24 protein-coding genes are annotated in these 20,569 nt (G+C 54.4%); 15 read left to right on the forward strand and 9 right to left on the reverse strand.

Translation table 11 applies throughout. The features are described 5' to 3' along the window. The coding region (gene argS, locus ACXJJW_RS02050; protein WP_456474056.1) for an arginine--tRNA ligase at nucleotides 1-1,121 on the reverse strand (1,121 nt) is incomplete at its 3' end. Between the two features lie 4 nt (nucleotides 1,122-1,125). Then, complete coding sequence (gene prf1, locus ACXJJW_RS02055) at nucleotides 1,126-2,364, reverse strand: peptide chain release factor aRF-1 (RefSeq protein WP_456474084.1); 1,239 nt, start codon at nucleotides 2,362-2,364, stop codon at nucleotides 1,126-1,128. 130 nt (nucleotides 2,365-2,494) lie between these two features. On the opposite strand from prf1, the gene pyrH reads away from it, so the two are divergent. The 6 genes from pyrH to larB all read left to right on the forward strand — a co-directional run bounded on the left by pyrH (nucleotide 2,495) and on the right by larB (nucleotide 6,955). Beyond that, on the forward strand, nucleotides 2,495-3,163 hold the full coding sequence (gene pyrH, locus ACXJJW_RS02060; RefSeq protein ID WP_456474085.1) for a UMP kinase: 669 nt from the start codon (nucleotides 2,495-2,497) through the stop codon (nucleotides 3,161-3,163). A gap of 3 nt (nucleotides 3,164-3,166) precedes the next feature. Next, entirely contained in the window at nucleotides 3,167-4,381 is a 1,215-nt protein-coding gene (gene argJ, locus ACXJJW_RS02065; RefSeq protein ID WP_456474057.1) for a bifunctional ornithine acetyltransferase/N-acetylglutamate synthase, read from the forward strand. Nucleotides 4,382-4,406: 25 nt separating this feature from the next. Next, nucleotides 4,407-4,760: a YunC family protein gene (locus ACXJJW_RS02070; RefSeq protein WP_456474058.1), complete on the forward strand. Its 354-nt coding sequence runs from the start codon at nucleotides 4,407-4,409 to the stop codon at nucleotides 4,758-4,760. Continuing rightward, nucleotides 4,760-5,683 (forward strand): helix-turn-helix transcriptional regulator, encoded by a 924-nt coding sequence (locus ACXJJW_RS02075; RefSeq protein WP_456474059.1) that lies wholly within the window; start codon nucleotides 4,760-4,762, stop codon nucleotides 5,681-5,683. Before ACXJJW_RS02070 ends, ACXJJW_RS02075 begins: the two co-directional genes overlap by 1 nt. A 218-nt stretch (nucleotides 5,684-5,901) precedes the next feature. Next, nucleotides 5,902-6,123: a hypothetical protein gene (locus ACXJJW_RS02080; RefSeq protein ID WP_456474060.1), complete on the forward strand. Its 222-nt coding sequence runs from the start codon at nucleotides 5,902-5,904 to the stop codon at nucleotides 6,121-6,123. Nucleotides 6,124-6,160: 37 nt separating this feature from the next. Continuing rightward, nucleotides 6,161-6,955: a nickel pincer cofactor biosynthesis protein LarB gene (gene larB, locus ACXJJW_RS02085; RefSeq protein WP_456474061.1), complete on the forward strand. Its 795-nt coding sequence runs from the start codon at nucleotides 6,161-6,163 to the stop codon at nucleotides 6,953-6,955. Between the two features lie 2 nt (nucleotides 6,956-6,957). Here larB and larC read toward each other — a convergent pair whose 3' ends face one another. Genes larC through ACXJJW_RS02115 form a run of 6 tightly spaced genes read right to left on the reverse strand, consistent with a single transcriptional unit; the run spans nucleotide 6,958 to nucleotide 11,258 of the window. Next, nucleotides 6,958-8,175 (reverse strand): nickel pincer cofactor biosynthesis protein LarC, encoded by a 1,218-nt coding sequence (larC, locus tag ACXJJW_RS02090; protein WP_456474062.1) that lies wholly within the window; start codon nucleotides 8,173-8,175, stop codon nucleotides 6,958-6,960. Next, entirely contained in the window at nucleotides 8,172-8,684 is a 513-nt protein-coding gene (locus tag ACXJJW_RS02095) for a gamma carbonic anhydrase family protein (protein WP_456474063.1), read from the reverse strand. Before ACXJJW_RS02095 ends, larC begins: the two co-directional genes overlap by 4 nt. A gap of 4 nt (nucleotides 8,685-8,688) precedes the next feature. Next, nucleotides 8,689-9,687: a M24 family metallopeptidase gene (locus ACXJJW_RS02100; RefSeq protein WP_456474064.1), complete on the reverse strand. Its 999-nt coding sequence runs from the start codon at nucleotides 9,685-9,687 to the stop codon at nucleotides 8,689-8,691. A gap of 43 nt (nucleotides 9,688-9,730) precedes the next feature. Then, nucleotides 9,731-10,735 carry a tRNA preQ1(34) S-adenosylmethionine ribosyltransferase-isomerase QueA gene (gene queA / locus ACXJJW_RS02105; protein WP_456474086.1) on the reverse strand — a complete coding sequence of 335 codons (1,005 nt, stop codon included), beginning with the start codon at nucleotides 10,733-10,735 and terminating at the stop codon, nucleotides 9,731-9,733. 50 nt (nucleotides 10,736-10,785) lie between these two features. Beyond that, nucleotides 10,786-11,064: a CGCGG family putative rSAM-modified RiPP protein gene (locus tag ACXJJW_RS02110; protein WP_456474065.1), complete on the reverse strand. Its 279-nt coding sequence runs from the start codon at nucleotides 11,062-11,064 to the stop codon at nucleotides 10,786-10,788. 11 nt (nucleotides 11,065-11,075) lie between these two features. Further along, on the reverse strand, nucleotides 11,076-11,258 hold the full coding sequence (locus ACXJJW_RS02115) for a ferredoxin (RefSeq protein WP_456474066.1): 183 nt from the start codon (nucleotides 11,256-11,258) through the stop codon (nucleotides 11,076-11,078). 215 nt (nucleotides 11,259-11,473) lie between these two features. Between ACXJJW_RS02115 and ACXJJW_RS02120 the strand changes: the two genes are divergently transcribed. The 6 genes from ACXJJW_RS02120 to dsrP all read left to right on the forward strand — a co-directional run bounded on the left by ACXJJW_RS02120 (nucleotide 11,474) and on the right by dsrP (nucleotide 17,608). Next, on the forward strand, nucleotides 11,474-12,208 hold the full coding sequence (locus tag ACXJJW_RS02120; RefSeq protein ID WP_456474067.1) for a hypothetical protein: 735 nt from the start codon (nucleotides 11,474-11,476) through the stop codon (nucleotides 12,206-12,208). 4 nt (nucleotides 12,209-12,212) lie between these two features. Next, nucleotides 12,213-13,190, forward strand: coding sequence for a 4Fe-4S dicluster domain-containing protein (locus ACXJJW_RS02125; RefSeq protein WP_456474068.1), 978 nt, complete (start codon nucleotides 12,213-12,215; stop codon nucleotides 13,188-13,190). 5 nt (nucleotides 13,191-13,195) lie between these two features. After that, nucleotides 13,196-14,443: an NrfD/PsrC family molybdoenzyme membrane anchor subunit gene (gene nrfD / locus ACXJJW_RS02130; protein ID WP_456474069.1), complete on the forward strand. Its 1,248-nt coding sequence runs from the start codon at nucleotides 13,196-13,198 to the stop codon at nucleotides 14,441-14,443. 231 nt (nucleotides 14,444-14,674) lie between these two features. Next, a complete protein-coding gene (locus ACXJJW_RS02135) occupies nucleotides 14,675-15,334 on the forward strand; it encodes a hypothetical protein (protein WP_456474070.1) in 660 nt (219 codons plus the stop codon). A 5-nt stretch (nucleotides 15,335-15,339) separates the two neighbouring features. Continuing rightward, complete coding sequence (locus tag ACXJJW_RS02140; RefSeq protein ID WP_456474071.1) at nucleotides 15,340-16,320, forward strand: 4Fe-4S dicluster domain-containing protein; 981 nt, start codon at nucleotides 15,340-15,342, stop codon at nucleotides 16,318-16,320. Between the two features lie 10 nt (nucleotides 16,321-16,330). Continuing rightward, nucleotides 16,331-17,608 carry a sulfate reduction electron transfer complex DsrMKJOP subunit DsrP gene (gene dsrP / locus ACXJJW_RS02145; protein ID WP_456474072.1) on the forward strand — a complete coding sequence of 426 codons (1,278 nt, stop codon included), beginning with the start codon at nucleotides 16,331-16,333 and terminating at the stop codon, nucleotides 17,606-17,608. Nucleotides 17,609-17,626: 18 nt separating this feature from the next. Here the strand turns inward: dsrP and ACXJJW_RS02150 are convergent, their stop codons facing one another. Beyond that, entirely contained in the window at nucleotides 17,627-17,974 is a 348-nt protein-coding gene (locus ACXJJW_RS02150; protein ID WP_456474073.1) for a helix-turn-helix domain-containing protein, read from the reverse strand. Between the two features lie 146 nt (nucleotides 17,975-18,120). On the opposite strand from ACXJJW_RS02150, the gene trxA reads away from it, so the two are divergent. The 3 genes from trxA to trpD all read left to right on the forward strand — a co-directional run bounded on the left by trxA (nucleotide 18,121) and on the right by trpD (nucleotide 20,537). Further along, complete coding sequence (gene trxA, locus ACXJJW_RS02155) at nucleotides 18,121-18,522, forward strand: thioredoxin (RefSeq protein ID WP_456474074.1); 402 nt, start codon at nucleotides 18,121-18,123, stop codon at nucleotides 18,520-18,522. 88 nt (nucleotides 18,523-18,610) lie between these two features. Beyond that, entirely contained in the window at nucleotides 18,611-19,471 is an 861-nt protein-coding gene (locus ACXJJW_RS02160; protein WP_456474075.1) for a PhzF family phenazine biosynthesis protein, read from the forward strand. Between the two features lie 49 nt (nucleotides 19,472-19,520). After that, entirely contained in the window at nucleotides 19,521-20,537 is a 1,017-nt protein-coding gene (gene trpD / locus ACXJJW_RS02165) for an anthranilate phosphoribosyltransferase (protein WP_456474087.1), read from the forward strand. Nucleotides 20,538-20,569 lie beyond the last annotated feature (32 nt).

Here is a 20,569-nt window from a genome sequence, read left to right on the forward strand (position 1 = left end):
ACCCCCTTCCGGGTGGACATCCGCCCTGAAGGCAGAGATATAAACTCGTATATTATAAACTCGGGCTCCTTCTCGCCCAGAATGCGCAGCGCAGCGCTCAGCTGCTTTGCGAGAAGCTTGTGGTCTGCACCCCACACATTTATAAGTCTGCCCAGCCTCGCCTTCCACAGGTGGTGGGCTATGTCCCGGGTGGCGTAGAGCAGTGTGCCGTCGCTCCTGCGCAGCACCAGCTCCTTCTCTATACCAAACTCCTCAAGGTCCAGGTAGAGCACGTCGTCGTCTCTCGCATACCTGGTGGAGCGAAGCCTTTCCACCACCTCATCCACAGCGCCGCTGCGCACAAACTCGCTCTCCCAGGTAATCATGTCGTGGGTTATTCCCAGCCTTTCCAGCGTGGCCGTGATGCCCCGGAGGCAGTACTCCGCCGCGGACCTGAACTCCTCAACCACGCGCTCCTCACCCGCCTCATAGGCGCGCATAAGCAGGGAAAGCTCCCGCTGGAGCTCCTGGCTTTCCTCCACCATCCTGTTGGCCCTCACATAAACCTCGGCTATGGCGTGGTCAGGCTTTTTTTCCCTGTCAAGCTCAAGCATTCGGAGCCCGAGCACCACCACTGCAAGCTGCTTCCCCATGTCGTTCAGGTAGTACTGGGTGGTAACCTCCCAGCCGGCGAAGCGCAGTATTCTCGCAAGGGCATCGCCCAGTATGGCATTCCTCCCGTGGCCTATGTGCAGCGGGCCGTCCGGGTTGGCGGAGGTGTGCTCCAGTATCACCCTCTCACCCCTCGCCTCACCCCTTCCGTAGTCTTTGCCCATCTCCTTAATCTCCCCCACAACCGCCCCGGCGAGAGCCTCGTGGTCCAGGTAGAAGTTTATGAATCCGTTGAGCGCCTCTGCGCGCTTTATAAACCTCGCCCTGCCCACGTCGATGCGCAGAACAAGCTCCTCGGCAAGCTTTGCGGGAGGCTTCTTCAGCTTCTTCGCGAGAGTGAAGCACACCGGCGAGGCGAGGTCGCCGTACCCCTGCCTGGGCTCCTCAATGGCAACCTCGACACCCTCTGCGAGAGGACCTGCGGCATCGAGAATCAGCTCCTTTGCCTCTCTCTTTATCTCCCTCAGCATGGTACTACCTCGGTCTGTAGCGGAGGATGGCAGCCACCCCACCAAAACTCCGGAGCTGCTGACCCTCCTCTGTTTCTGTGGAGATCACCTCAACCCTGGCGTTTGTCGCATCCGCCAGCTCCTTGAGCTCGTCCAGGGTGCTCTTGAAGTCTTCAATCGCCAGGGCACGCTCCCCGCACTTGGGGCACTGCTCGCGGTTGAGCTGCTGCTCCAGCATCTTCAAATCCTTGACCGTCTTCTCAGTACTGTAATCGCAGCTGGCGCAGGCGATGGTAACGCGGTAGCTCTCCACATCCTCCGAGAAGAGCAGCGTGTCCACTGCACCCATCTGGAGGTACTCCCTCACCTCCTTCAAACCGTACGCCGCCAGGCCGTGGTCCTTGACCACCTCACTCAGAAACCTCTGCACCAGCTTCTTCTCCTTTACAATCTCCAGCTCCTCGAAGACGCCGCTCGCCTTGTCCACCAGCTCTGTCAGGCCGAACTCGTCGGTGTAGGAGGTGTCTATTACGTCGATAATCTTCTTCTTGACCTCGTGGTGCAGGTAGTCGGCATTCACAAAAAACTCCTTCGTCGGGCCCGGGCCGCCGATGAGCACGCCCCGCAAATCTGGCACATTCATGAATATCTCACTCGCCTGCTCTCCCACGCGCTTGAAGTACTCGTGGGCAGCTATCTCTATGAGCCTCTCAAAGCGGCGCTGACTCTGCCCTCCGCGGCCGTGCTTTCTCGGTACGTTGGAGATTATCCTGCGCGCCGTTTCTATGCGCTTCCCCTTCAGCAGGCCTATTGTGGCCTCGTTCCTGTCCACCAGCAATAAGCCATAGGTGCCCTTCTCCGCCAGCATCTCCTTTATGGGTTCGAGGAGGAACTGGGAGTCGCAACGGTAGATGTAGGTGGTTATGGGCTCGGGGGGCTCTATTATGTAAACCTCCATCTTATCCTTGGTGCCGTGAGGAATTGTGCCCACGAGAAGCACCATCCCCTTCTCGGGAGGGCGCTTGAACAGCTTGAGGCGCTGCATTATGACCTCAAGCGCAGACTGCACATTCTTCCTCGTCCTTGTGCTCTTTATGTTCATCGCCTGGGAGTACTCCTCCCGCATCTGACTCATGACGTCGGCGAGGTTCTTATCCGGCGGGATGTAGAGGCTTATAAGCTCTGTACCCTTGCCCTTCTTGCTCTCCAGGAACTCTATTTCTTTTTTCAGCCTGTGCAGTTCAACTGAGGATGCTTTTGCCATCATACCACCAGAATTATGAAAAGAAAGGAAGTCCTTCTATTGTCCTTTCCTGTTTATTTTTAAGCTTTCCGCCTAAAAGTTTAAATATATACCGGATGAATCACGTAGCAAAGTTAACATGGTGAGAGATTTGAAGGCTGTGCTTAGCCTCGGTGGTTCCATAGTTGCCTCCCCGGGTATAAACCTGGATTTTATTGAGGGGTTCGCCTCCCTTATCGCAAGGCTGCACCGCGAGGGTCACCGCCTGGCGGTTGTGGTGGGCGGCGGCAGGGTGGCCAGGGAGTACATCACCGCCGCTCGCAGCCTCGGGGCGGGTGAGAGCTTCTGCGATGAGCTCGGAATACTCGCCACCAGGATGAACGCCCGCCTGGTGATCGCCGCCCTAGGCGACCTGGCCTATCCGCATGTGCCTGAGAGGGTGGAGGAGGTAGAGGAGTGGGACAGGATTATAGTGATGGGAGGCACTGTGCCAGGGCACACCACCGACGCCGTGGCTGCGATGCTCGGAGCAAAGCTGGGCGCAGAGCTTCTGGTAAATGCCACCAACGTCGACGGGGTCTACAGCGAGGACCCGAAAAAGAATCCCGGGGCTAGGAAGTATGAGAGGATAAGCGTGGAGGAGCTGCTCAGAATTGTGGGCAGGGAGCACAGGGCCGGCGCTTCTGCGGTCCTCGACCCCAAGGCGGTGAGGATAATAGGGGAGCACAGGCTCAGAACCATAGTGGTCAAAGGTGAGCTCAGCCGCATAGAGGCGGCGCTGCGCGGAGGGGAGCATCACGGCACAGTGGTGGAGGTGTAGGCTTTGCATAAACTTCGGGTTATAAATCGCGGCGTCTGCATCTCCGGCTTCAGGGCGGCGGGTGTGAAGCGCGGGAAGTACGGCGTCGCCCTTATCAGAAGTGAGGCTCCTGCTAAAGCCTCTGTTATGGTCACAGAGAACAGGGTTAAGGCGGCGCCTCTGCTGATTTCCAGGGAGCATGCTGAGAAGGAAATACTGGGTATAATCGCAAACTCCGGCAATGCGAATGCCTTCACCGGCAGCGCGGGCATGGAGGATGCGCGCAGGATGTGCAGCATTGCGGCCAGGCTTCTGGGAGGTGCACCCGAAAATTACCTGGTTGCCAGCACGGGTGTTATCGGCAGGAGAATGGACATCGCCAGGGTTGAGGGGCTCGCCGAGGAGGCCGCGGCCAGGCTTGAAGCCTCACCAGGGGCGAGTGAGGCTGCAGCCAGGGCGATAATGACCACAGACACCTTTCCCAAGCTCTCTGCGGTGGAGGCTGAGCTCAGCGACGGCACCCGCATTGAGGTGGGTGGCATCGCCAAGGGTGCAGGCATGATAGCGCCGAGGCTTAGGCATGCCACCATGCTGTGCTTCCTCACCACGAATGCGCGCCTGGAGAGGGAGGAGATGGACGAGGCTCTCGCTAAAGCTGTTGAGCAGAGCTTCAACCGCGTGGTGGTGGACGGAGATATGAGCACAAACGACATGGTTGTGCTGCTGGCAAGCGGAGAGGCGGGAAATGAGAGCAGCGGGGGCTTTCAGGAGGCGCTGAATTTTGTTGCGCAGATGCTCGCGAAGAGCATCGCCAGAGACGGAGAGGGGGCCACGAAGTACATTGAAGTCAGGGTCTCGGGTGCGGTGAGCAACAGAGAGGCGGACCTAGCGGCGCGCGCAGTGGTGGGTTCAAACCTGGTAAAAAGTGCGGTCTTCGGGGGCGACCCGAACTGGGGCAGGATAATCGCCGCCCTGGGCTATTCAGGTGCCAGGGTTGTGCCAGAGAAGCTGAGTCTGTATGTGGGCGGAAAGGGAGACGAGAGGGGTGTGTGCCTTGTGGAGCGGGGCAAGCCCATCGCCCTGGAGGGCACCGCTGCGCTGAAGGCTGCTGAGGAGGTGTTCAGGCAGAAGGAGATCTACATCACCGCAGAGCTGAACCTCGGCAGCGGTAAGGGCGAGGCCTACGGCTGCGATTTAACCTACGAGTATGTCAGGATAAATGCCGAGTACACCACCTGAGATGTATCTTTCGGAAATGTTAAATATGCCCCCGGCAATAAGTCAATCAGTGGTTGAAGGAGGTTTACTCAGAGCGAAGCCGGGAGTAGCCATGGAGATAGAAAAAATCGCCCTTGAAAAAGGCACTGCAATTGGATTGAGAGTTTTGCTGGGGAAGGCACCCCTTATAGTGATTAAGGCGGAAAGGGGCTACCTGATGTGCGGCTACCTTAACACAGAGGTGGCGGAGAAGCTTGGAGACGCCGCCGCGGTTGTGAGGGGTGTTAACACCTTTGATGAGATGCTTGAAAAGGAGGTTTCAGAGGTTACGGGTGCAGCGGAAGCGCTTGGCATAAGGCGCGGGATGAAGGGCGTGGAAGCTCTGGAGAGGATGCTGTGATGAGGTTCGTACTGGGAGTTGTGCTCCTGCTGGTGCTGCTCAGCCCTGTTTATGGAATTGAAATCACAAACTATGTGGCAAGCCTAGAGATAAAGGACACCTATGGAAGGGAGGAAGTAACACTCAGCATCTTCAACAATCAGAACACCACAGTTGCTGAGTTTCGATACCCCTTCTCCGGGAAGCTTAAGAATGTGGTGGTTAAAAGCGGAGAGGAGGCCCTCGACTTCAGGATAGAGGAGAGGGGAGAGCGCTCCTACATCGTAACTGCACTTCCCAGACCTATGCGCTTCGGCGATGCCTATGAAATTACATACCTCTATACACTGGAAAACATCGTCGAAAGGCACGAAAAGATCTATGTGCTAAGCGTAACCCACTCCCTCTTCGCAAATGTTAAGAACTTCAAGTTTACAGTGGCGCTTCCACCTGGCTATGGTGTGGTTGAAAACGGCGTAAGCCCGGAGAGTGAGCCAACCTCAGATGGAAGGAGGGTCATACTCAAGTGGGAGCTCCACGAGCCAATTCCACCGGAATTTAAGGATTTCCGGGTAATTGTTATTTATGAGAAGCTCCTGGAGACAAAAATCCTCTATATCTACATAGCATCGCTCGTACTTGCCGCTGTGGTCATAATGTTTCTCACCTACAAGTATCTGAAGGTGAGGGGGATATCTGTGAGGGCGCTTTTCGACAGGAAGAAGAGGATGGAAGAGAAGATAGAAATCCTCAAGGAGGACGAGCAGAAGATTATGAAGATTATAATAGATAACGACGGAATAGATCAGAGAGATATTGTTAAAATCACAGGTTTTTCCAAAACAAAGGTGAGCAAGATATTATCTGAGCTTGAGAAGAGAGGAGCAATTAGGAAAGAGCAGGTGGGCAGAAGAAACAAGATATATCTTGCAAAGAAGTCGTGAATCTTTATGTGGAAACGTCTGGAAGTGTTATTTTTGATAGCTGCATATGCGCAATTGTGAAAAATAGATATTCGTGGGCATATCCGTGAAAGGAACATAGAGAAACAAAAAGAAACAATAACGGGTTGAGATTGTTCTTATTTTGTGTGCGCATATCAAAGGTTATCAGAAAAATTTTATATCAGCCTTCTGGGACTATTAATAGGTGAGGGATGAGCATGAGGAGGTTTGCCAACACTGCCCAAAAGGTTAGAGCCATACTCGAGGTGTTTAACGGGAGGGAGAAACTTGCAGGCGATGAGATCGCGGCGAGGCTCAAGGAGCGGGGCTATGACGTTAATCCCGGGAACATAAAGATGTTCATCCACTACCACATGCTCTACAAGTATCTGCGCAAGGAATCCAGAAGTGGCAGGAACATATACTTCCTGATAAATTAGGCATAGATTTTTAAACCGCCTCCCTTTTTTCTATTATATGCATCTGAGAAAAGTGCTTGAAGAGCTTGTAGCCGGTAGGCTAAGCCTGGAGGAGGCGGAGAGCAGAATTAAGCTCTTCAGCCTGGAAGAGATATCTGGCCTCTCAAAACTTGACATCAACAGGGAGGCCAGGGCAGGCGCTCCGGAGGCTGTTTTCGGCGAGGGCAAGAGCGCCGGGCAGATAATAAAAATTGCACATAAATTTCTGGAAGTAAGGGGGAGGTGTATAATCACCCGCCTGAATGAGGAGAAGATAAGGGCGCTCAGGAGGGAGTTTAAGGGCGCAGCCAGGGTGGAGGTTTATCCCGACGCCGGGCTGGTGGTGCTCAAGGCAGGGGATTTCAAGCCGCAGAAGACGGGAGGTAAGGTGGCAGTGCTCTGCGCCGGAAGCTCCGACATACCCGCCGCAGAGGAAGCCGAGGTAATTGCGAGGGAGATGGGCTGTGATGTGTGCTCCTTCCGGGACATAGGTGTAGCCGGCATCCACCGCCTCCTGCCGGCGCTTGAGAGGATTGTGAACGAGGACGTTGATGTCGCAATAGTGGCCGCTGGCATGGAGGGGGCGCTTCCCAGCGTTGTCGCCGGGCTGGTGGACATCCCTGTGATAGGCCTGCCTGTTTCCTCAGGCTACGGCATTCACGGCAGGGGTGAGACGGCGCTCTTTGCCATGCTCCAGAGCTGCTCCCCGGGCATGGCTGTGGTCAACATAGACAACGGCTTCGGCGCTGGCATAGTTGCGGCACTCATAGCAAACCGCGCTGCGAAGTTTCGAACCGCAGGCTCTTGCGAATAACTTCACAAAAATCTGCGCCTCGCCTCCTCCGCAATCCTGGCCAGCACCTCGCGCAGGGGCAGGGAGGTGAGCCCGGCGATGCGCTTTGCATCCTCATACTCCGGCTTCAGCGTCACAACCTCGCCCCTGGCATCTATGCCGAGCTTTACCCGCACCTCGCCCTCATAGTCCGAGATTCTCACCCTGATTTTTCTTGTCTCTCTCCGCAGCCTGAAGCGCATACTTATGCGGGAGAACCTCACCCCCAGGGTGCCCAGTTCGCGCATCATAAGCTGAGCAAGTGCCTCCTCCTGCCCGAGAGGAGAAATTACCTGAACCACATAGCCCGGGCGGTTTTTCTTGGCCACAGTGGGTATAATCTGCACATCCAGCGCCCCCGCCCTGAAAAGCTCCCCTACGGCGGAGCCCAGAATTTCCCCGGGCACATCATCCACGCTGGTTTCCAGAAGTGCTATCTGCTCCCTCTCCAGCGAAGGCGCCTCGCACAGGTAGAGCTGGAGCATATTTGGCGCGCCCTCCAGCTCCCTCTCACCGGCACCTCTTCCAACGCCCAGAAGCCTTGCAGCTGGAAGCTCCTCAGAGAACTCCTCCACAAGGCATGCTAGGAGCGCCAGCCCCGTGGGTGTGGCGAGCTCGCCGCTATGCCTCTTCAAAAAGGGCACTGCTTTAGCTCTGAGAATCTCGGCAACCAGCGGGAGGGGCACAGAAAGCTCGCCGTGGGAGGTTTTGACAACCCCAGAGCCCACATTTACAGGGGTGGAGACAACCCTGCAGTCCCTGAAAACCCCCAGCGCATCCAGAAGCGAGGCTGCGCCCAGGATGTCGAAGAGCGTGTCCACACTTCCAAGCTCATGGAGATGTGCATTGCCGCCGTGCACCTGTGCTTCTCCCTCTATAAGGGTCTCCAGGGTTCTTATGGCAAAGTCCTTTGCCTCCCTGCCCATCCGGCATTCTTCGAGGATTTTCTCCATGTAGCCCCTGATATCATCATAGGACAGCCCCTCAAAGTCCTCCCTCACCTTCAGCACCACTCGCCTGCACCTGATACTCTTCCTCTCCACATCCTCAATCTCAAATCCAACCTCTCTGCCAGTCTCAGCACCAATCAGCCTTACAGCCTCCTCCAGGGGCTCCAGGGGGGCACCCAGGTCCAGAAGTGCGCCGATGAACATATCGCCGCTTATTCCTGCGACGCTCGGGTCTATGAGCAGGAGCTTCATGGCTCCTCACCCATGTACTCCATCGCAAGGCTGTGGTAGACTTCAGCATTCTTCCTTATCCCGAGAACCTCCTCTCTGCTCAGCTCCCGCACCACTTTTGCGGGTACACCCAGGATGAGCGAATTCGGCGGGTAGCTCCTGCCCTCTGGCAGCACAGCCCCGGCGCCCACCAGGCAGTTTTCGCCTATGCTGACGCCGTTGAGCACAACAGCACCCATGCCTATGAGGGAGTTGTCCCCGATACTGCACCCGTGGACAGCGCAGCCGTGGGCTATGCTCACAAAGTCGCCCACCTCCACAGGGAAACCCTTTGAAACATGGAGCACTGCGCCGTCCTGCACATTTGAGTACCTGCCTATCCTTATCCCTGCCCTGTCGCCGCGAATCACAGCGTTGTGCCAGACGCTTGAGCAGTCTCCAATCTCCACATCGCCTATGAGCTGAGCCGAGGGCGCGATGAACACCCGCCTGCCCACCCTGGGTGAGGTTCCTCTGAAGCTCATTAGCATGCAATCACTTCCTGAAGCTCGTGAGAAGCTTTGGTCTTTTTCCTATTAAAACCATGTCCTCCACCCTTATGCCAATCTCCCTGTAAACCCCCGGCTCAATTGCAAGCACCATGCCCTCGCGAATCACATCCCTGCGGTTCTGCGCACTCAGGGTGGGAGCCTCATGCACCTCCAGCCCGAGCCCGTGCCCCGTGGAGTGAAGAAAGTACCTCTCAAGGCGGTACTCCCTGAGCACCTCTCTGGCTGCGAGGTCAACCTCTCTGACAGGCGTGCCCGCCACGCATTTTTTAATCGCCGCCTTCTGGGCCTCTATCACAGCCTCGTAGGTCTCCCTGAAGGCATTGCTCTCGGTGAGGGAGAAGGTGCGGGTTATATCGCTTGAGTAGTGCTCAACCTTGGCCCCGAGGTCCACTATAATCGAAGAGGGTTCAACGGGCACCGCCTCTGGTGTGTGGTGGGGCACAGCAGAGTTTTTACCGGAGGCAACAATCACATCGAAGGCCGCATCCGCTTTGCGCTTCAGAAGATACTCCGCCTGCGCAGCAAGCTCTTTCTCACTCCCCGCACCCGCAAGCCTTTCCGCAACCTCCCCCATAACCTTCTCGGCGATTCTCGCAGCAGCTTTTATCCTCCTCACCTCCCCCCTGTCCTTAACCTTTCGCATATCCTCTATGAAGCCCAGGCTGACCACCTGCCTGGATTTAAGGTATCGCTCATAGAATTCATAGCTGGCGTACCCCTTCTCTATACCAACGCGCCTGCCCTTTATCCTTCTGAGCCTCCGTCTGAAGTTTCTGACCACCTCCACCTCCACGCCCGCACCCTCGCTCCGCTTTCCATCCATGGGCGAGACGAGGAGCCTCGGGCTGTCCTGCAGAATGAGTGCCGCAAAGGCCGAGGGATAGAAGCCGGTGAGGTAGTAGATGTTCTGGGGCTTCAGCACTATGCCCGTGCCCACCCTCCTCCTCTTAATCTCCTCAAGGGCAATACCAAGGCGGTCCATATAGGGATAGTTGTCACTGGGGTTTTTATATATAATGAGGAGCTCACCTGAATATCAGCATCGCATCCCCGAAGCTGTAGAAGCGGTACCTGCGCCGAACCGCCTCTGTGTAGGCCCTCATGATGCGCTCCCTGCCTGCGAAGGCGCTCACCAGCATCAGAAGCGTGGAGCAGGGCAGGTGGAAGTTGGTTATCAAGCCAGAGTAGGGCAGCTTAAATTCATACCCCGGGTATATGAAGAGCTCAGTGGCCGAGACGCCCGGGGCAACCCTGCCGTCAGCAAAGGCGCTCTCCAGGGCGCGCACAGTGGTGGTGCCCACAGCAAAGATTCGCCTTCCCTCCTCCAGAGCACTGTTTATCTTCTCAGCCTCCTCGCCCGGTATATCGAAGTGCTCCTCATGCATTCTATGCCTCTCCACCTCCTCCACCTTCACCGGCTGGAAGGTTCCCAGGCCCACGTGGAGGGTTATGAAGGCGAGCTCAACGCCCAGAGAGCGAAGCTCTGTCAGAAGCTCCCGGGTGAAGTGAAAGCCAGCGGTGGGCGCAGCTATACTACCTTCTCTGCTCGCATAAACCGTCTGGTACTCCTCGGGGTTGTCCACCCTCCTCTTTATGTACGGTGGTGTCGGCATCTCCCCAATCCTCCATATTGCCTGCCTGATATCGCCTCCGCTAAAGCGCACCAGCAGCCTGCCCTCACCCTTCTGCTCCACCCTCGCCGAGATTCCGGAAGGAAAGCTTATCTCCGCTCCCGCCCTCAGCCTGCCTTTGAAGAGGCACTCCCACAGGTTCTTCCCAAGCTCCCTCACCAGGAGAAGCTCCACCCTTCCACCGGTGCTCTTCCTTCCCTTAAGGCGGGCAGGAATAACGCGGGAGTTGTTGAAAACAAGCAGGTCCCCCTTCTCCAGATAGCGGGCTAGCTCCCTGAAGATGCGGTGCTCTATCTCATCGCCGCGGAGCACCATGAGCCTCGAGGCATCCCTCTCCCTCAGGGGCTCCTGGGCAATAAGCTCCTTAGGTAAGTGGTAGTCGAAGTCGCTCAGCCTCATAGCCAGCATAGAAGAGATTCACGTGAAAAAAGAGAGGATTCTCTAAAAAGCTATTCCTCTAAAACTGTCACCCGGGTTACATATCCCCCGCATTCGCATTGGTCGACGTACTCTGCCATTATTTTTTCTCCGTACTCCCTTTTGAGTTCCTCAATCAGGGAATCCGGCATCCCCAGTGATGCTGGAGTCACCAGGTTTACAGAGTACCCCGTGGAGGTGCTTTCGATGGCAGCCTTTGCCTCCCGGAGAAGCAGCTCAATATCCTCCTCATACTCTTCGCCCTCTAAATCCAGCGACCAGGAAAAGCGTTTCCTTTCCCGGGGAGGCATATTCCTGCCACCTATTCCAGAGTAATCGCTTCAACCGGACAGCTATCCGCGGCTTCCTCACAGCAGCCAGCGCTGTCGCACTCCTGGGAAATGACCTGACTTTTTCCCTCATCGTCAAGTTTGAAAACCTGAGGACATATTTCCTCACACGCCCCGCACCCTATGCACAGCTCTCGATCCACCTTTGCCTTCATACTGATGTATTAAACTTCAACCTTTAACCCTGTTTCTTCGAACATGTTTAACCAGGTGATTAAAAAGGGACACTAGACATATGAAGTCTCCTTCATGAGCTGAGCGAACGCATAAAAAAAGTTGGCGGATATAGGGGGTTGTTAAATTATTTTTTATATGTAAGGGGCAGATGTTCCAAAAAATTTAAATATTTCTTAACTCAATATACTATGCCATGCTGCCCAAAAGGGTAGGTACCAACTGTCTAGGAGATGGGGAGATGAGTAGGGGGATATGGAATAAATTGGTGATGTTGATTACATTTGCACTCCTTTTTGGACTTGTCCATGCCACCCCCCAGTACTCCCAGGATACCGCGCAGCCGTGTATAATCTGCCATCCCCAGAGCCTTGAAGAGCTGGGGCCTGCTGGAGAATACTACAAGGAAAAGGGGACCCTGAAGGGCTACGGGGAGCTGCCCCGGAAGGAGGAGGAGAAGGTACTTGGAGGAGAATGCACAGTCTGCCATGCCCAGCTCGAGCCAAACCCCAAGCCAAGAGTTCTGGAGGGCGGACCTCCCAATCACAGGTTTGAATTCAAGCACGGACGGGGAAGATTCTGGTGTTTTGCCTGCCACGACCCCGTAAACCGGGACAAGTTGAGACTCCTCAACGGTACCACCATAGACCTTGAGGACTACATTCTCGTCTGCGCCCAGTGCCATGAAGTGCTGTACTATGACTGGCAGGACCGCCTCCACGGGAAATGGGTGGGAAGCTGGAAGAATGGCAAACCGGAAAAAGGTTGCATAGACTGCCACTATCAACACGACCCTGCCTTCAGACCCATTCAACCAGAGAAACCTCCTGAAAAGCCCGCTGAGAGAAAGAAGCTACCCTACTACTCATTGTCTTTCTTCATAGCCATTTCACTGAGCATCGGACTTGCCATATATGCTGCTTGGAGGTAATGGGATGGTTGACAAAAGCAGGAGGAATTTCCTGAAAAAGGCGGCCACTGGTGCAACAGCCGCGGTTATACCTTTCTCCACTGTGCGCATCCCGGTATTTGACGTGACGCTGGATGAGCTCTTCCAGAAACACTACCAAAAAATGAGTGAAGAAGAGAAACAGCGTGTAATAGAGCGACTTGAGAAGGAGTACAAGGAGGAGTATGGCGTCGATGCCAGAATAAAAACCACCCCTCCAATGAAGGGGGTTGTATTTGGTTTTGCTCTGGACATAAAGAAATGCATCGGTTGCAGACGGTGCGTCTACGCCTGCATGAAGGAAAACAACTGTTCGCGACCCTCTCCCACTGACCCCACCAAAGAAGAAAAACAGTGGATCAGGGTAATTGCCCTGGAGAAGTATGAAATACATCCCGGCACGAAACGCACTGGCATAGGAACAGAATTTGGCGATGTAAAGGCAGGCATAGACATTGAGACGAGTGAGCACTACTACAACCCTGAGAAGGTGCCCGAGAAGGACAAGTTCTACATGCCTGTGCAGTGTCAGCAGTGTGAGAAGCCTCCCTGTGTCAAGGTCTGTCCTGTCCAGGCCACATGGAAGGAACCGGATGGCATAATCGTAATAGACTACAACTGGTGCATCGGGTGTAAATACTGCCTCAGCGCCTGTCCCTACTGGGCTAGGCGCTTTAACTACACCCATCCCTACATACCCAAAAATGAGATCAACCCCGACATGCACTACCTGGGCAACCGCCCACGCCCTCACGAGGTTGCAGAGAAGTGTACCTTCTGCATACAACGTACCCGTGAGGGACGCTACCCTGCCTGCGTGGAAATATGCCCCACCGGGGCCAGGAAGTTCGGCAATCTCTTAGACCCGGAGAGTGAGGTGAGGAAGGTGCTGGCCAAAAAGCGAGTCTTCCGGCTGAAAGAGGAGCTCGGCACCAACCCCAAATTCTTCTACTTCATGTGGTGATTGAGATGATTAATCTACTAAAAAAGCTGGTGCACTTCGTGATAATCTCTATAAAACTTTCTCTTTCTGGCAGCAGAAAGTACCATGCCTGGCTGGCGAGTCTGGTTATAATATTGCTCTTCGGGCTCTACACCTACTATTACCAGCTCAAGTATGGAATTATTATCACTGGGGCCACCGACCAGACGAACTGGGGACTTTACATAGCCAACTTCCCCTTCTTCGTCGGGGTTGCAGCCGGTGCTGTGATGATTGTTCTTCCGGCCTATCTGTACAAGTATAAAGAGTTCAAGCATATCACCATTTTCGGGGAGCTTCTGGCAGTTTCTGCGGTTATCGTCTCCCTGGCTTGCGTACTGGCTATGCTGGGAAGAATAGAGAGGTTATGGCACATCTTTCCCTTCGTTGGCACCCCCCACTGGCCCCAGTCCATGCTCCCCTGGGATGTGATAGTACTCAACGGTTACCTTTTCCTCAACATGCTCATCCCGGGTTATATACTCTACAAGAAGTACTACAATGAACCATTGAAGAAGTGGATCTACTTCTTTATTTTGCTGTCCATCCCATGGGCTATCAGTATTCATACGGTTACGGCTTTTATAATCGGCGTCATTCCGGCAAGGCCCTTCTGGCACACGGCACTTATGGCACCCCGCTTCCTCGCGACCGCATTCACCGTTGGACCTGCGACAATGATAGTCGTACTCCAGATAATTCGCAAGTATTATAACAGCCTGCCTAGAGATAGATTGATAAGTGATAGGGGGCTCTTCACCCTGGCCCATATGGCTTTAATAGCCCTCCTGGTCAACCTGTTCTTTTTGGGTTCTGAGATTGTCACTATAGGCTACACCACAACCTCCCACCTGGCGCCCCTCAAGTATCTGCTTGTGGGGCTGGAGAAGGATGGGGTGGTCTATAATATTCTCACGCCTTACATGTGGGTGGGAATAATTCTGCAGGTGATTGCGGCGGTTCTGCTGCTCTTCCCCAAGACGCGCAAGAACTTCACCACCCTTAACATAGCATGCATCTTTGTAATCCTGGGCATCCTGATAGAGAAGGGCTTAATCCTCGTAATCGCCGGCTTCGTGCCCACACCTCTGGGTGAGGTATATGAGTATCACTTCACCCTGCCGGAAATAGCGGTAACTCTTGGCATATGGGCTCTGGGCACCTTAATCTGGACTCTTCTCCTAAAAGCGGCCATTGCCATAGAATCCGGGGAAGTCAGACATTCTTCCAAGTAAAACACCTTCACATTTTTTCCCACTTTTAAGACTGTTAAATTTTTATTTTATTGTGTCCCTGGCGAGGTGGCAATCCAGCGAGCCCTACCTGGCGAGGAAATCATCAAAAATTTTAAATAGTTATACTATGGAAGTAGGGTAGACTTCTGTATGCACACCGTTAAATTTAAATAATAATTCAACAAGGAGCCATGGACTATGAGCAGGAAAGTGTGGAGTAAATTAGTGGTGTTGATTACACTTACCCTTCTTTTTGGACTTGTCTATGCCACCCCTCAGTTTTCGCAAGATACTGCACAGCCGTGTATCATCTGCCACCCCCAGACCCTCAAAGAGCTGGGGCCTGCTGGAGAATACTACAAGGAAAAGGGGACTCTGGAGGGCTACGGTGAGCTGCCCAGAGAGGTAAGGAAGGTACTTGGAGGAGAGTGCACAGTCTGTCATGCCCAGCTCAAGCCAAACCCCAAGCCAAGGTCTCTGGAGGGCGGGCCCACATCCCCCAACCACAGGTTTGAACTCAAGCACGGAGGAGGACAATTCTGGTGTTTTGGGTGTCATGACCCCACAAACAGGGACAAATTGAGGCTTGTAGACGGCACCACTATAGATTTTGAGGATTCCATTCTTCTCTGCTCCCAGTGCCATGCAATAGTTTATGACGACTGGAAGAAACGTATTCACGGCAAGTGGATGGGCTCATGGAAAGAAGGGAAACCGGCAGAAATCTGTGTGGACTGCCACAACCCTCATGATCCTGTCTTTGGAAAACTGGTCCCTGAGCCTGCCCCGGAGAAACCACCCACTTCGCCAACTTTTAAAAACTACAATATATACGCCCTGCTGGTACTGCTTGCATCCCTAGCCCTGGCGATTTTCAGTGTCTGGAAGTGATAGAAATGGGAAGGATAGATAATGGCAGGAGAAAGTTTCTGAAAGGTCTTGGTGGTAGTTTAGCCCTCGTCGCTGTGCCTTTTAACAAGGTCCCCATCTTCGACGTGACACTGGAGGAACTTTTCCAGAAGCATTACAAGGAGATGAGCCCTGAGGAGAAGGAGGAGGTAATTCAGCGCATTGAGGAAAGCATCAGGCAGAAGTTTGGAAGAGACGACATAGAGGTGAACACCACTGAGCCTACGCATGGGGTGGTTTTCGGCTATGCACTGAACATAAGAAAGTGCATCGGTTGCAGGCGCTGTGTCTATGCCTGTATGAAGGAAAACAACCAGTCCAGACATGACCCCAAAAATCCTGCCAAGTCCCAGATTCAGTGGATAAGGGTTATTGAGCTTCCAAAATTCAAAATTGAGCCAGGTGAAGAGGCCAGAGACTTCAGGACTGCATTCGGCAAGGTAGAAACCGGAATAAATCTGGAGGAAAATGAGCACTACTACAGCCCCGAGCACGTACCCGAGGAAGATAAGTTTTATGTTCCTATCCAGTGTCAGCAGTGCGAGCGTCCGCCCTGTGTAAAGGTTTGCCCCACCAAGGCCACCTGGAAGGAACTGGACGGTATAATTGTAATAGACTACAACTGGTGTATAGGCTGCAGGTTCTGCATGGCAGCATGTCCCTACTGGGCGAGACGTTTTAACTGGACCGACCCCTATCTGCCCAAGGAGGAGTTGAATCCCCACATGCACTACCTGGGCAACAGACCCCGAATGCGCGGTGTGGTGGAAAAGTGCACCTTCTGCGTACAGCGCACCCGAAAGGGACGCTACCCCGCCTGCGTGGAGGCGTGTCCGGTGGGAGCCAGAAAGTTCGGCAATCTCCTAGACCCGAAGAGTGAGGTCAGACTGATAATAGATGAGAAGAGGGTTTTCCGGCTGAAAGAAGGGCTCGGTACCAACCCCAAATTCTTCTACTTTATGGATTGAGGCGATAACCATGAATCGAGTGGAAAAGCTGGTCTGGTTTGCTTTAACCTCTGTCAAAGTGGCTCTGACTGGAAGTCCCAGGTACTACGCCTGGCTGTTGAGCCTTCTGCTGATAGTAATATTTGGAGCCCTTACCTACATTCAGCAGTTGAAGATGGGGTTGATAGTCACCTCCATGAGGGACCAGGTCTCCTGGGGCAGCTACATCTCCAACTTCACCTTCCTTGTGGGAGTAGCGGCAGCGGCGGTGATGATAGTTATACCCGCCTACCTCTATAATAAGAAGGATTTCCAGCACATTACCATCTTTGGAGAGCTTCTCGCCGTTGGCGCTCTGGTGATGTGCCTCAGCTTTGTGCTGATTGACCTGGGAAGAATAGACAGGGCCTTTCATCTGCTGCCCATAGTGGGCACCCCCAACTGGCCCCAGTCATTACTCACCTGGGACGTGATTGTGCTCAACGGCTATCTGTTCCTCAATCTGCTTATTCCCGGCTATATGCTATACAAGAAGTTCTACGGAGAAGAGCCCAAGAAGTGGATTTATATCTTCATACTGATTTCTATACCCTGGGCAATAAGCATCCACACTGTAACCGCCTTCCTTTACGGAGGTCTGGCTGCAACCGCCTTCTGGAACACTGCCCTTCTGGCTCCCCGCTTCTTGGCCAGTGCCTTTACCGCCGGACCTGCTCTGATTATAATCATTCTACAGGTGGTAAGGCGGTTTTCCTGTGTGGGTCAGAAAGGCTGTCCTCTGGTTGTTCGAACTGATACGATTTTCAAGCTGGCCAACATAGTACTCATAGCCATGATAGTAAACCTCTTCTTCCTGGCTTCAGAGGTCTACACCATAGGGTATGCGGGGACCTCCCACCTCGCCCCTCTGAAGTATCTCTTCTTTGGTCTGACCCGTGAAGGGGTGACATACAATGTACTCACCCCCTACTTCTGGACTGCGATATTCTTTAATGTGATTGCTGCGATTTTACTGCTAATCCCCAAGACCAGATACAACTTGGCCACCCTGAATATCGCGGCCTTCCTGGCCTTTACGGGCATATGGATAGAGAAGGGCATGGGCCTTGTTATCCCCGGCTTCATACCCACCACAATAGGTGAGATATGGGAGTACTACCCCACAGTGCCCGAGATAATGATAACCCTCGGTGTGTGGGCACTGGGATTCCTGATATATACACTCCTCCTCAAGATTGCATTGGCAATAGAGGCCGAGGAAGTAAAACATCCCAGCACCGAAGAGTGGGAGAAGCTTAAGGCGCACTGAGCGCCGTCCTTTTTTCTTTTACCAGTCTGAAATGGCCTCCTCCACAGCGTTGAGCCACTGCTTCACGGCGCTGCGCAGGGTCTTTTTTACCTCTTCCTTGGGCACCGCCTCGTAGAGGAAAGCTCTTCCCCTCTCCCGCGAGACCACCCTGCGGTAGGCCAGGCCATAGCCCACCAGGTTCTGAAGGGCCCTCTGTACAAGGCTCCGGCTCTTGCCGATGCGCTCACTTAACTGAGCAGGCGTGCCGGGAGCCTTTAGCAGCTCAAAGTAGAGCTCTGATTCCAGAGGGCGAAGGCCAAGGAGGCACTGCATAACAACATCGACACTTGGTTTGCCGGAGCATATCAGACTTCTTGCTTCCATCATGGTAAAACCTTCCTGCTATATGTTCAGATTTGTTGAACATGTTACAATATATTTAAACTGATGTTCAACTGCAAAGGATATATAATTATCGCAGGTGCTTCCAGCGCTGAGCTATGGCTAATGGTTGCAACCCCGAGGTGACTGCAATGGATGAGATCGAGGAGATAAAGAGGAAGAAGCTTGAGAAGATGCTTATGCGCTCTTCACAGCCAAAGGTGGAATATCCCTCCTCGCCAGTGCATGTGGACGAGGGCAAGCTGGCAGAGACTGTGCAGAGGTACCCCCTGGTGCTGGTGGACTTCTACGCCGACTGGTGTCAGCCATGTAAAGTACTCGCGCCCATAATCGACGAGCTCGCCGCAGAGCTCAAGGGCAAAGTGGTGTTTGCAAAGCTCAACGTCGACCAGAATCCCAGGGCGGCGATGGAGTACCAGGCGATGAGCATACCGACGCTTGTGCTCTTCAGGAAGGGCAGGGTTGTTGACCGCATTGTAGGAGCGATACCAAAGCAGGCACTGCTCGCGAGACTGAGGCGCTTTCTGGAATAGCCTCACCAAATGAAGGCTTCAAAAAATTGCTGAAGCCTCTTGTATCTCTAGGGGTATGGTTAATATATCACCCTACCCAACTTAAATTATGCGCTTCCTGCCCTTCTACAAGGTGAGCGCCTTCTCCAGGAGGCCCTATGCAGGCAACCCGGCTGGGGTTGTGCTCAACGCAGAGTCGCTTGGCCACGAAGCCCTGCTCACCATCGCGAGGGATGCCAACCTGACGGAGACCTGCTTCCTCTCCTCCTCAAAGAAGGCAGACTTTAAGGCGAGGTACTTCACCCCGACGCAGGAGGTGCCCCTCTGCGGCCACGCCACCATCGCGGGCATGCACGTGCTTGCTGAGAGGGGGACAATAAAAGTCGAAGATGGGGCGACGCTTACCCTCGAGACCAATGCGGGCGTGCTTGACGTAGAGGTGGAAAGGCAAGGCGATGATTTCTTAATCTGGCTCACCCAGGCAGAGCCGGAATTTTCCTCGGCCGGTATCACAAGGAGTGAGGCGGCGGCGCTGCTCGGGCTGGAGGAGAAGCATCTGGGCTCCCTACCAGTAGAGGTTGCCTCCACAGGCTTGCCCGCGCTGCTTGTGCACCTCCCGCATAAGGAAGAGCTTCTGAAGCTGAAGCCTGACTTTGAGGGAATCGCCCGGGTATGCGCCAGAGCGAGGGCAGCCGGAATCTACGCCTTCTACCTCAGCGGCAACAAAGCTGAGGCAAGGTTCTTTGCACCCCTCTGTGGTATAGACGAGGACCCCGTCACAGGCACCGCCGCGGGAGCACTGCTCGCATATCTGCTGCGCCACAGGGCGCTCAGGAGCAGGAAACTGGTGATATCCCAGGGTGCCGCTCTGGGAAGGGAGGGGAAAATCTATGCAGAGGCGCGCGAAGAGGAGGTAAGGGTGGGCGGCTATGCTTCCACCTTCCTGCGCGGAGAAATCCTTGTGCCATGATGTTCCAATTTTGTCATCGTCGTCACTTTGTGCCCCTCGGTTGGTGACGATGATGAAGGAGTTTATTTCCAAGGTGGTTGAGGGCAAGGACCTGAGCGAAGAAGAGGCAGCGCAGGCTATGAAGCTCATAATGGGCGGGGATGCGACGCCTGCGCAGATTGCCAGCTTTCTCACGGCGCTGCGCATCAAGGGCGAGACGATCACAGAGATCACCGCCTTTGCGGGTGTAATGCGGGAATTTGCGGCGAGAATTAACCCCCGCGTGGATGGAAGGCTCGTGGACACCTGCGGCACAGGCGGAGATAGGGTAAAGACCTTCAATATCTCCACCATCGCTGCCTTCGTTGTCGCGGGTGCGGGCGTGGCGATAGCCAAGCACGGCAATCGGAGCGTCACCTCGAAGGCGGGGAGTGCGGATCTGCTGGAGGCACTGGGCGTAAACCTTAACCTCCCGCCGGAGCGGGTGGAGAAGATTATAGAGAGCGTGGGCATAGGCTTTATGTTCGCCCCCGCCTTCCACGGGGCGATGAAGTATGCGATAGGTCCCAGGAAGGAGATAGGCATCCGCACTGTTTTCAATGTCCTGGGTCCGCTCACAAATCCTGCGAATGCCCAGGCGCAGGTTCTGGGGGTGTTCGACTCGGTGCTGGTGGAGCCCATCGCCAAGGTACTCGGTCGCCTAGGTGTGGAGCATGCGCTGGTGGTGCACGGCCTCGAGGGCCTGGATGAGATCTCCACCTGCGGCGAGACCCTGGTGGGGGAGCTGAAAGATGGCGAGGTTGAGACCTACTCGATTTCGCCGGAGGACTTCGGAATAAGGCGCGCTCGCAGGGAGGAACTCTCTGGTAGGGATGCGCAGGGCAACGCCGCCATAGCGAGGGCGCTGCTGGAGGAGAAGGAGGCTGGCGCAAGGCGCGACATCGTGGTGCTGAACGCGGCGGCGGGCATCTACGTGGGCGGCAGGGCAAGGAGCATAGACTCGGCGATAAGCATCGCCGAGAAGAGCATAGACTCGGGAAGAGCGTACGAGAAGCTTCTCGCCCTTGTGGAGGCGAGCAGGAGTTAGTTTCTTTTCCGACGGGAATTTCCGCCCTGCCT

This window comes from Candidatus Pyrohabitans sp. (assembly GCF_054014795.1).

What these genes read in the sequence shown, in the direction of transcription:
- prf1 (WP_456474084.1), bottom strand. Translation starts at nt 2,364, where the DNA reads ATGGCAAAAGCATCCTCAGTTGAACTGCACAGGCTGAAAAAAGAAATA.
- ACXJJW_RS02070 (WP_456474058.1), top strand. Translation starts at nt 4,407, where the DNA reads ATGCCCCCGGCAATAAGTCAATCAGTGGTTGAAGGAGGTTTACTCAGA.
- ACXJJW_RS02075 (WP_456474059.1), top strand. Translation starts at nt 4,760, where the DNA reads ATGAGGTTCGTACTGGGAGTTGTGCTCCTGCTGGTGCTGCTCAGCCCT.
- ACXJJW_RS02080 (WP_456474060.1), top strand. Translation starts at nt 5,902, where the DNA reads ATGAGGAGGTTTGCCAACACTGCCCAAAAGGTTAGAGCCATACTCGAG.
- larB (WP_456474061.1), top strand. Translation starts at nt 6,161, where the DNA reads ATGCATCTGAGAAAAGTGCTTGAAGAGCTTGTAGCCGGTAGGCTAAGC.
- larC (WP_456474062.1), bottom strand. Translation starts at nt 8,175, where the DNA reads ATGAAGCTCCTGCTCATAGACCCGAGCGTCGCAGGAATAAGCGGCGAT.
- ACXJJW_RS02095 (WP_456474063.1), bottom strand. Translation starts at nt 8,684, where the DNA reads ATGCTAATGAGCTTCAGAGGAACCTCACCCAGGGTGGGCAGGCGGGTG.
- ACXJJW_RS02100 (WP_456474064.1), bottom strand. Translation starts at nt 9,687, where the DNA reads ATGGACCGCCTTGGTATTGCCCTTGAGGAGATTAAGAGGAGGAGGGTG.
- queA (WP_456474086.1), bottom strand. Translation starts at nt 10,735, where the DNA reads ATGAGGCTGAGCGACTTCGACTACCACTTACCTAAGGAGCTTATTGCC.
- ACXJJW_RS02110 (WP_456474065.1), bottom strand. Translation starts at nt 11,064, where the DNA reads ATGCCTCCCCGGGAAAGGAAACGCTTTTCCTGGTCGCTGGATTTAGAG.
- ACXJJW_RS02115 (WP_456474066.1), bottom strand. Translation starts at nt 11,258, where the DNA reads ATGAAGGCAAAGGTGGATCGAGAGCTGTGCATAGGGTGCGGGGCGTGT.
- ACXJJW_RS02120 (WP_456474067.1), top strand. Translation starts at nt 11,474, where the DNA reads ATGCTGCCCAAAAGGGTAGGTACCAACTGTCTAGGAGATGGGGAGATG.
- ACXJJW_RS02125 (WP_456474068.1), top strand. Translation starts at nt 12,213, where the DNA reads ATGGTTGACAAAAGCAGGAGGAATTTCCTGAAAAAGGCGGCCACTGGT.
- nrfD (WP_456474069.1), top strand. Translation starts at nt 13,196, where the DNA reads ATGATTAATCTACTAAAAAAGCTGGTGCACTTCGTGATAATCTCTATA.
- ACXJJW_RS02140 (WP_456474071.1), top strand. Translation starts at nt 15,340, where the DNA reads ATGGGAAGGATAGATAATGGCAGGAGAAAGTTTCTGAAAGGTCTTGGT.
- dsrP (WP_456474072.1), top strand. Translation starts at nt 16,331, where the DNA reads ATGAATCGAGTGGAAAAGCTGGTCTGGTTTGCTTTAACCTCTGTCAAA.
- ACXJJW_RS02150 (WP_456474073.1), bottom strand. Translation starts at nt 17,974, where the DNA reads ATGATGGAAGCAAGAAGTCTGATATGCTCCGGCAAACCAAGTGTCGAT.
- trxA (WP_456474074.1), top strand. Translation starts at nt 18,121, where the DNA reads ATGGATGAGATCGAGGAGATAAAGAGGAAGAAGCTTGAGAAGATGCTT.
- ACXJJW_RS02160 (WP_456474075.1), top strand. Translation starts at nt 18,611, where the DNA reads ATGCGCTTCCTGCCCTTCTACAAGGTGAGCGCCTTCTCCAGGAGGCCC.
- trpD (WP_456474087.1), top strand. Translation starts at nt 19,521, where the DNA reads ATGATGAAGGAGTTTATTTCCAAGGTGGTTGAGGGCAAGGACCTGAGC.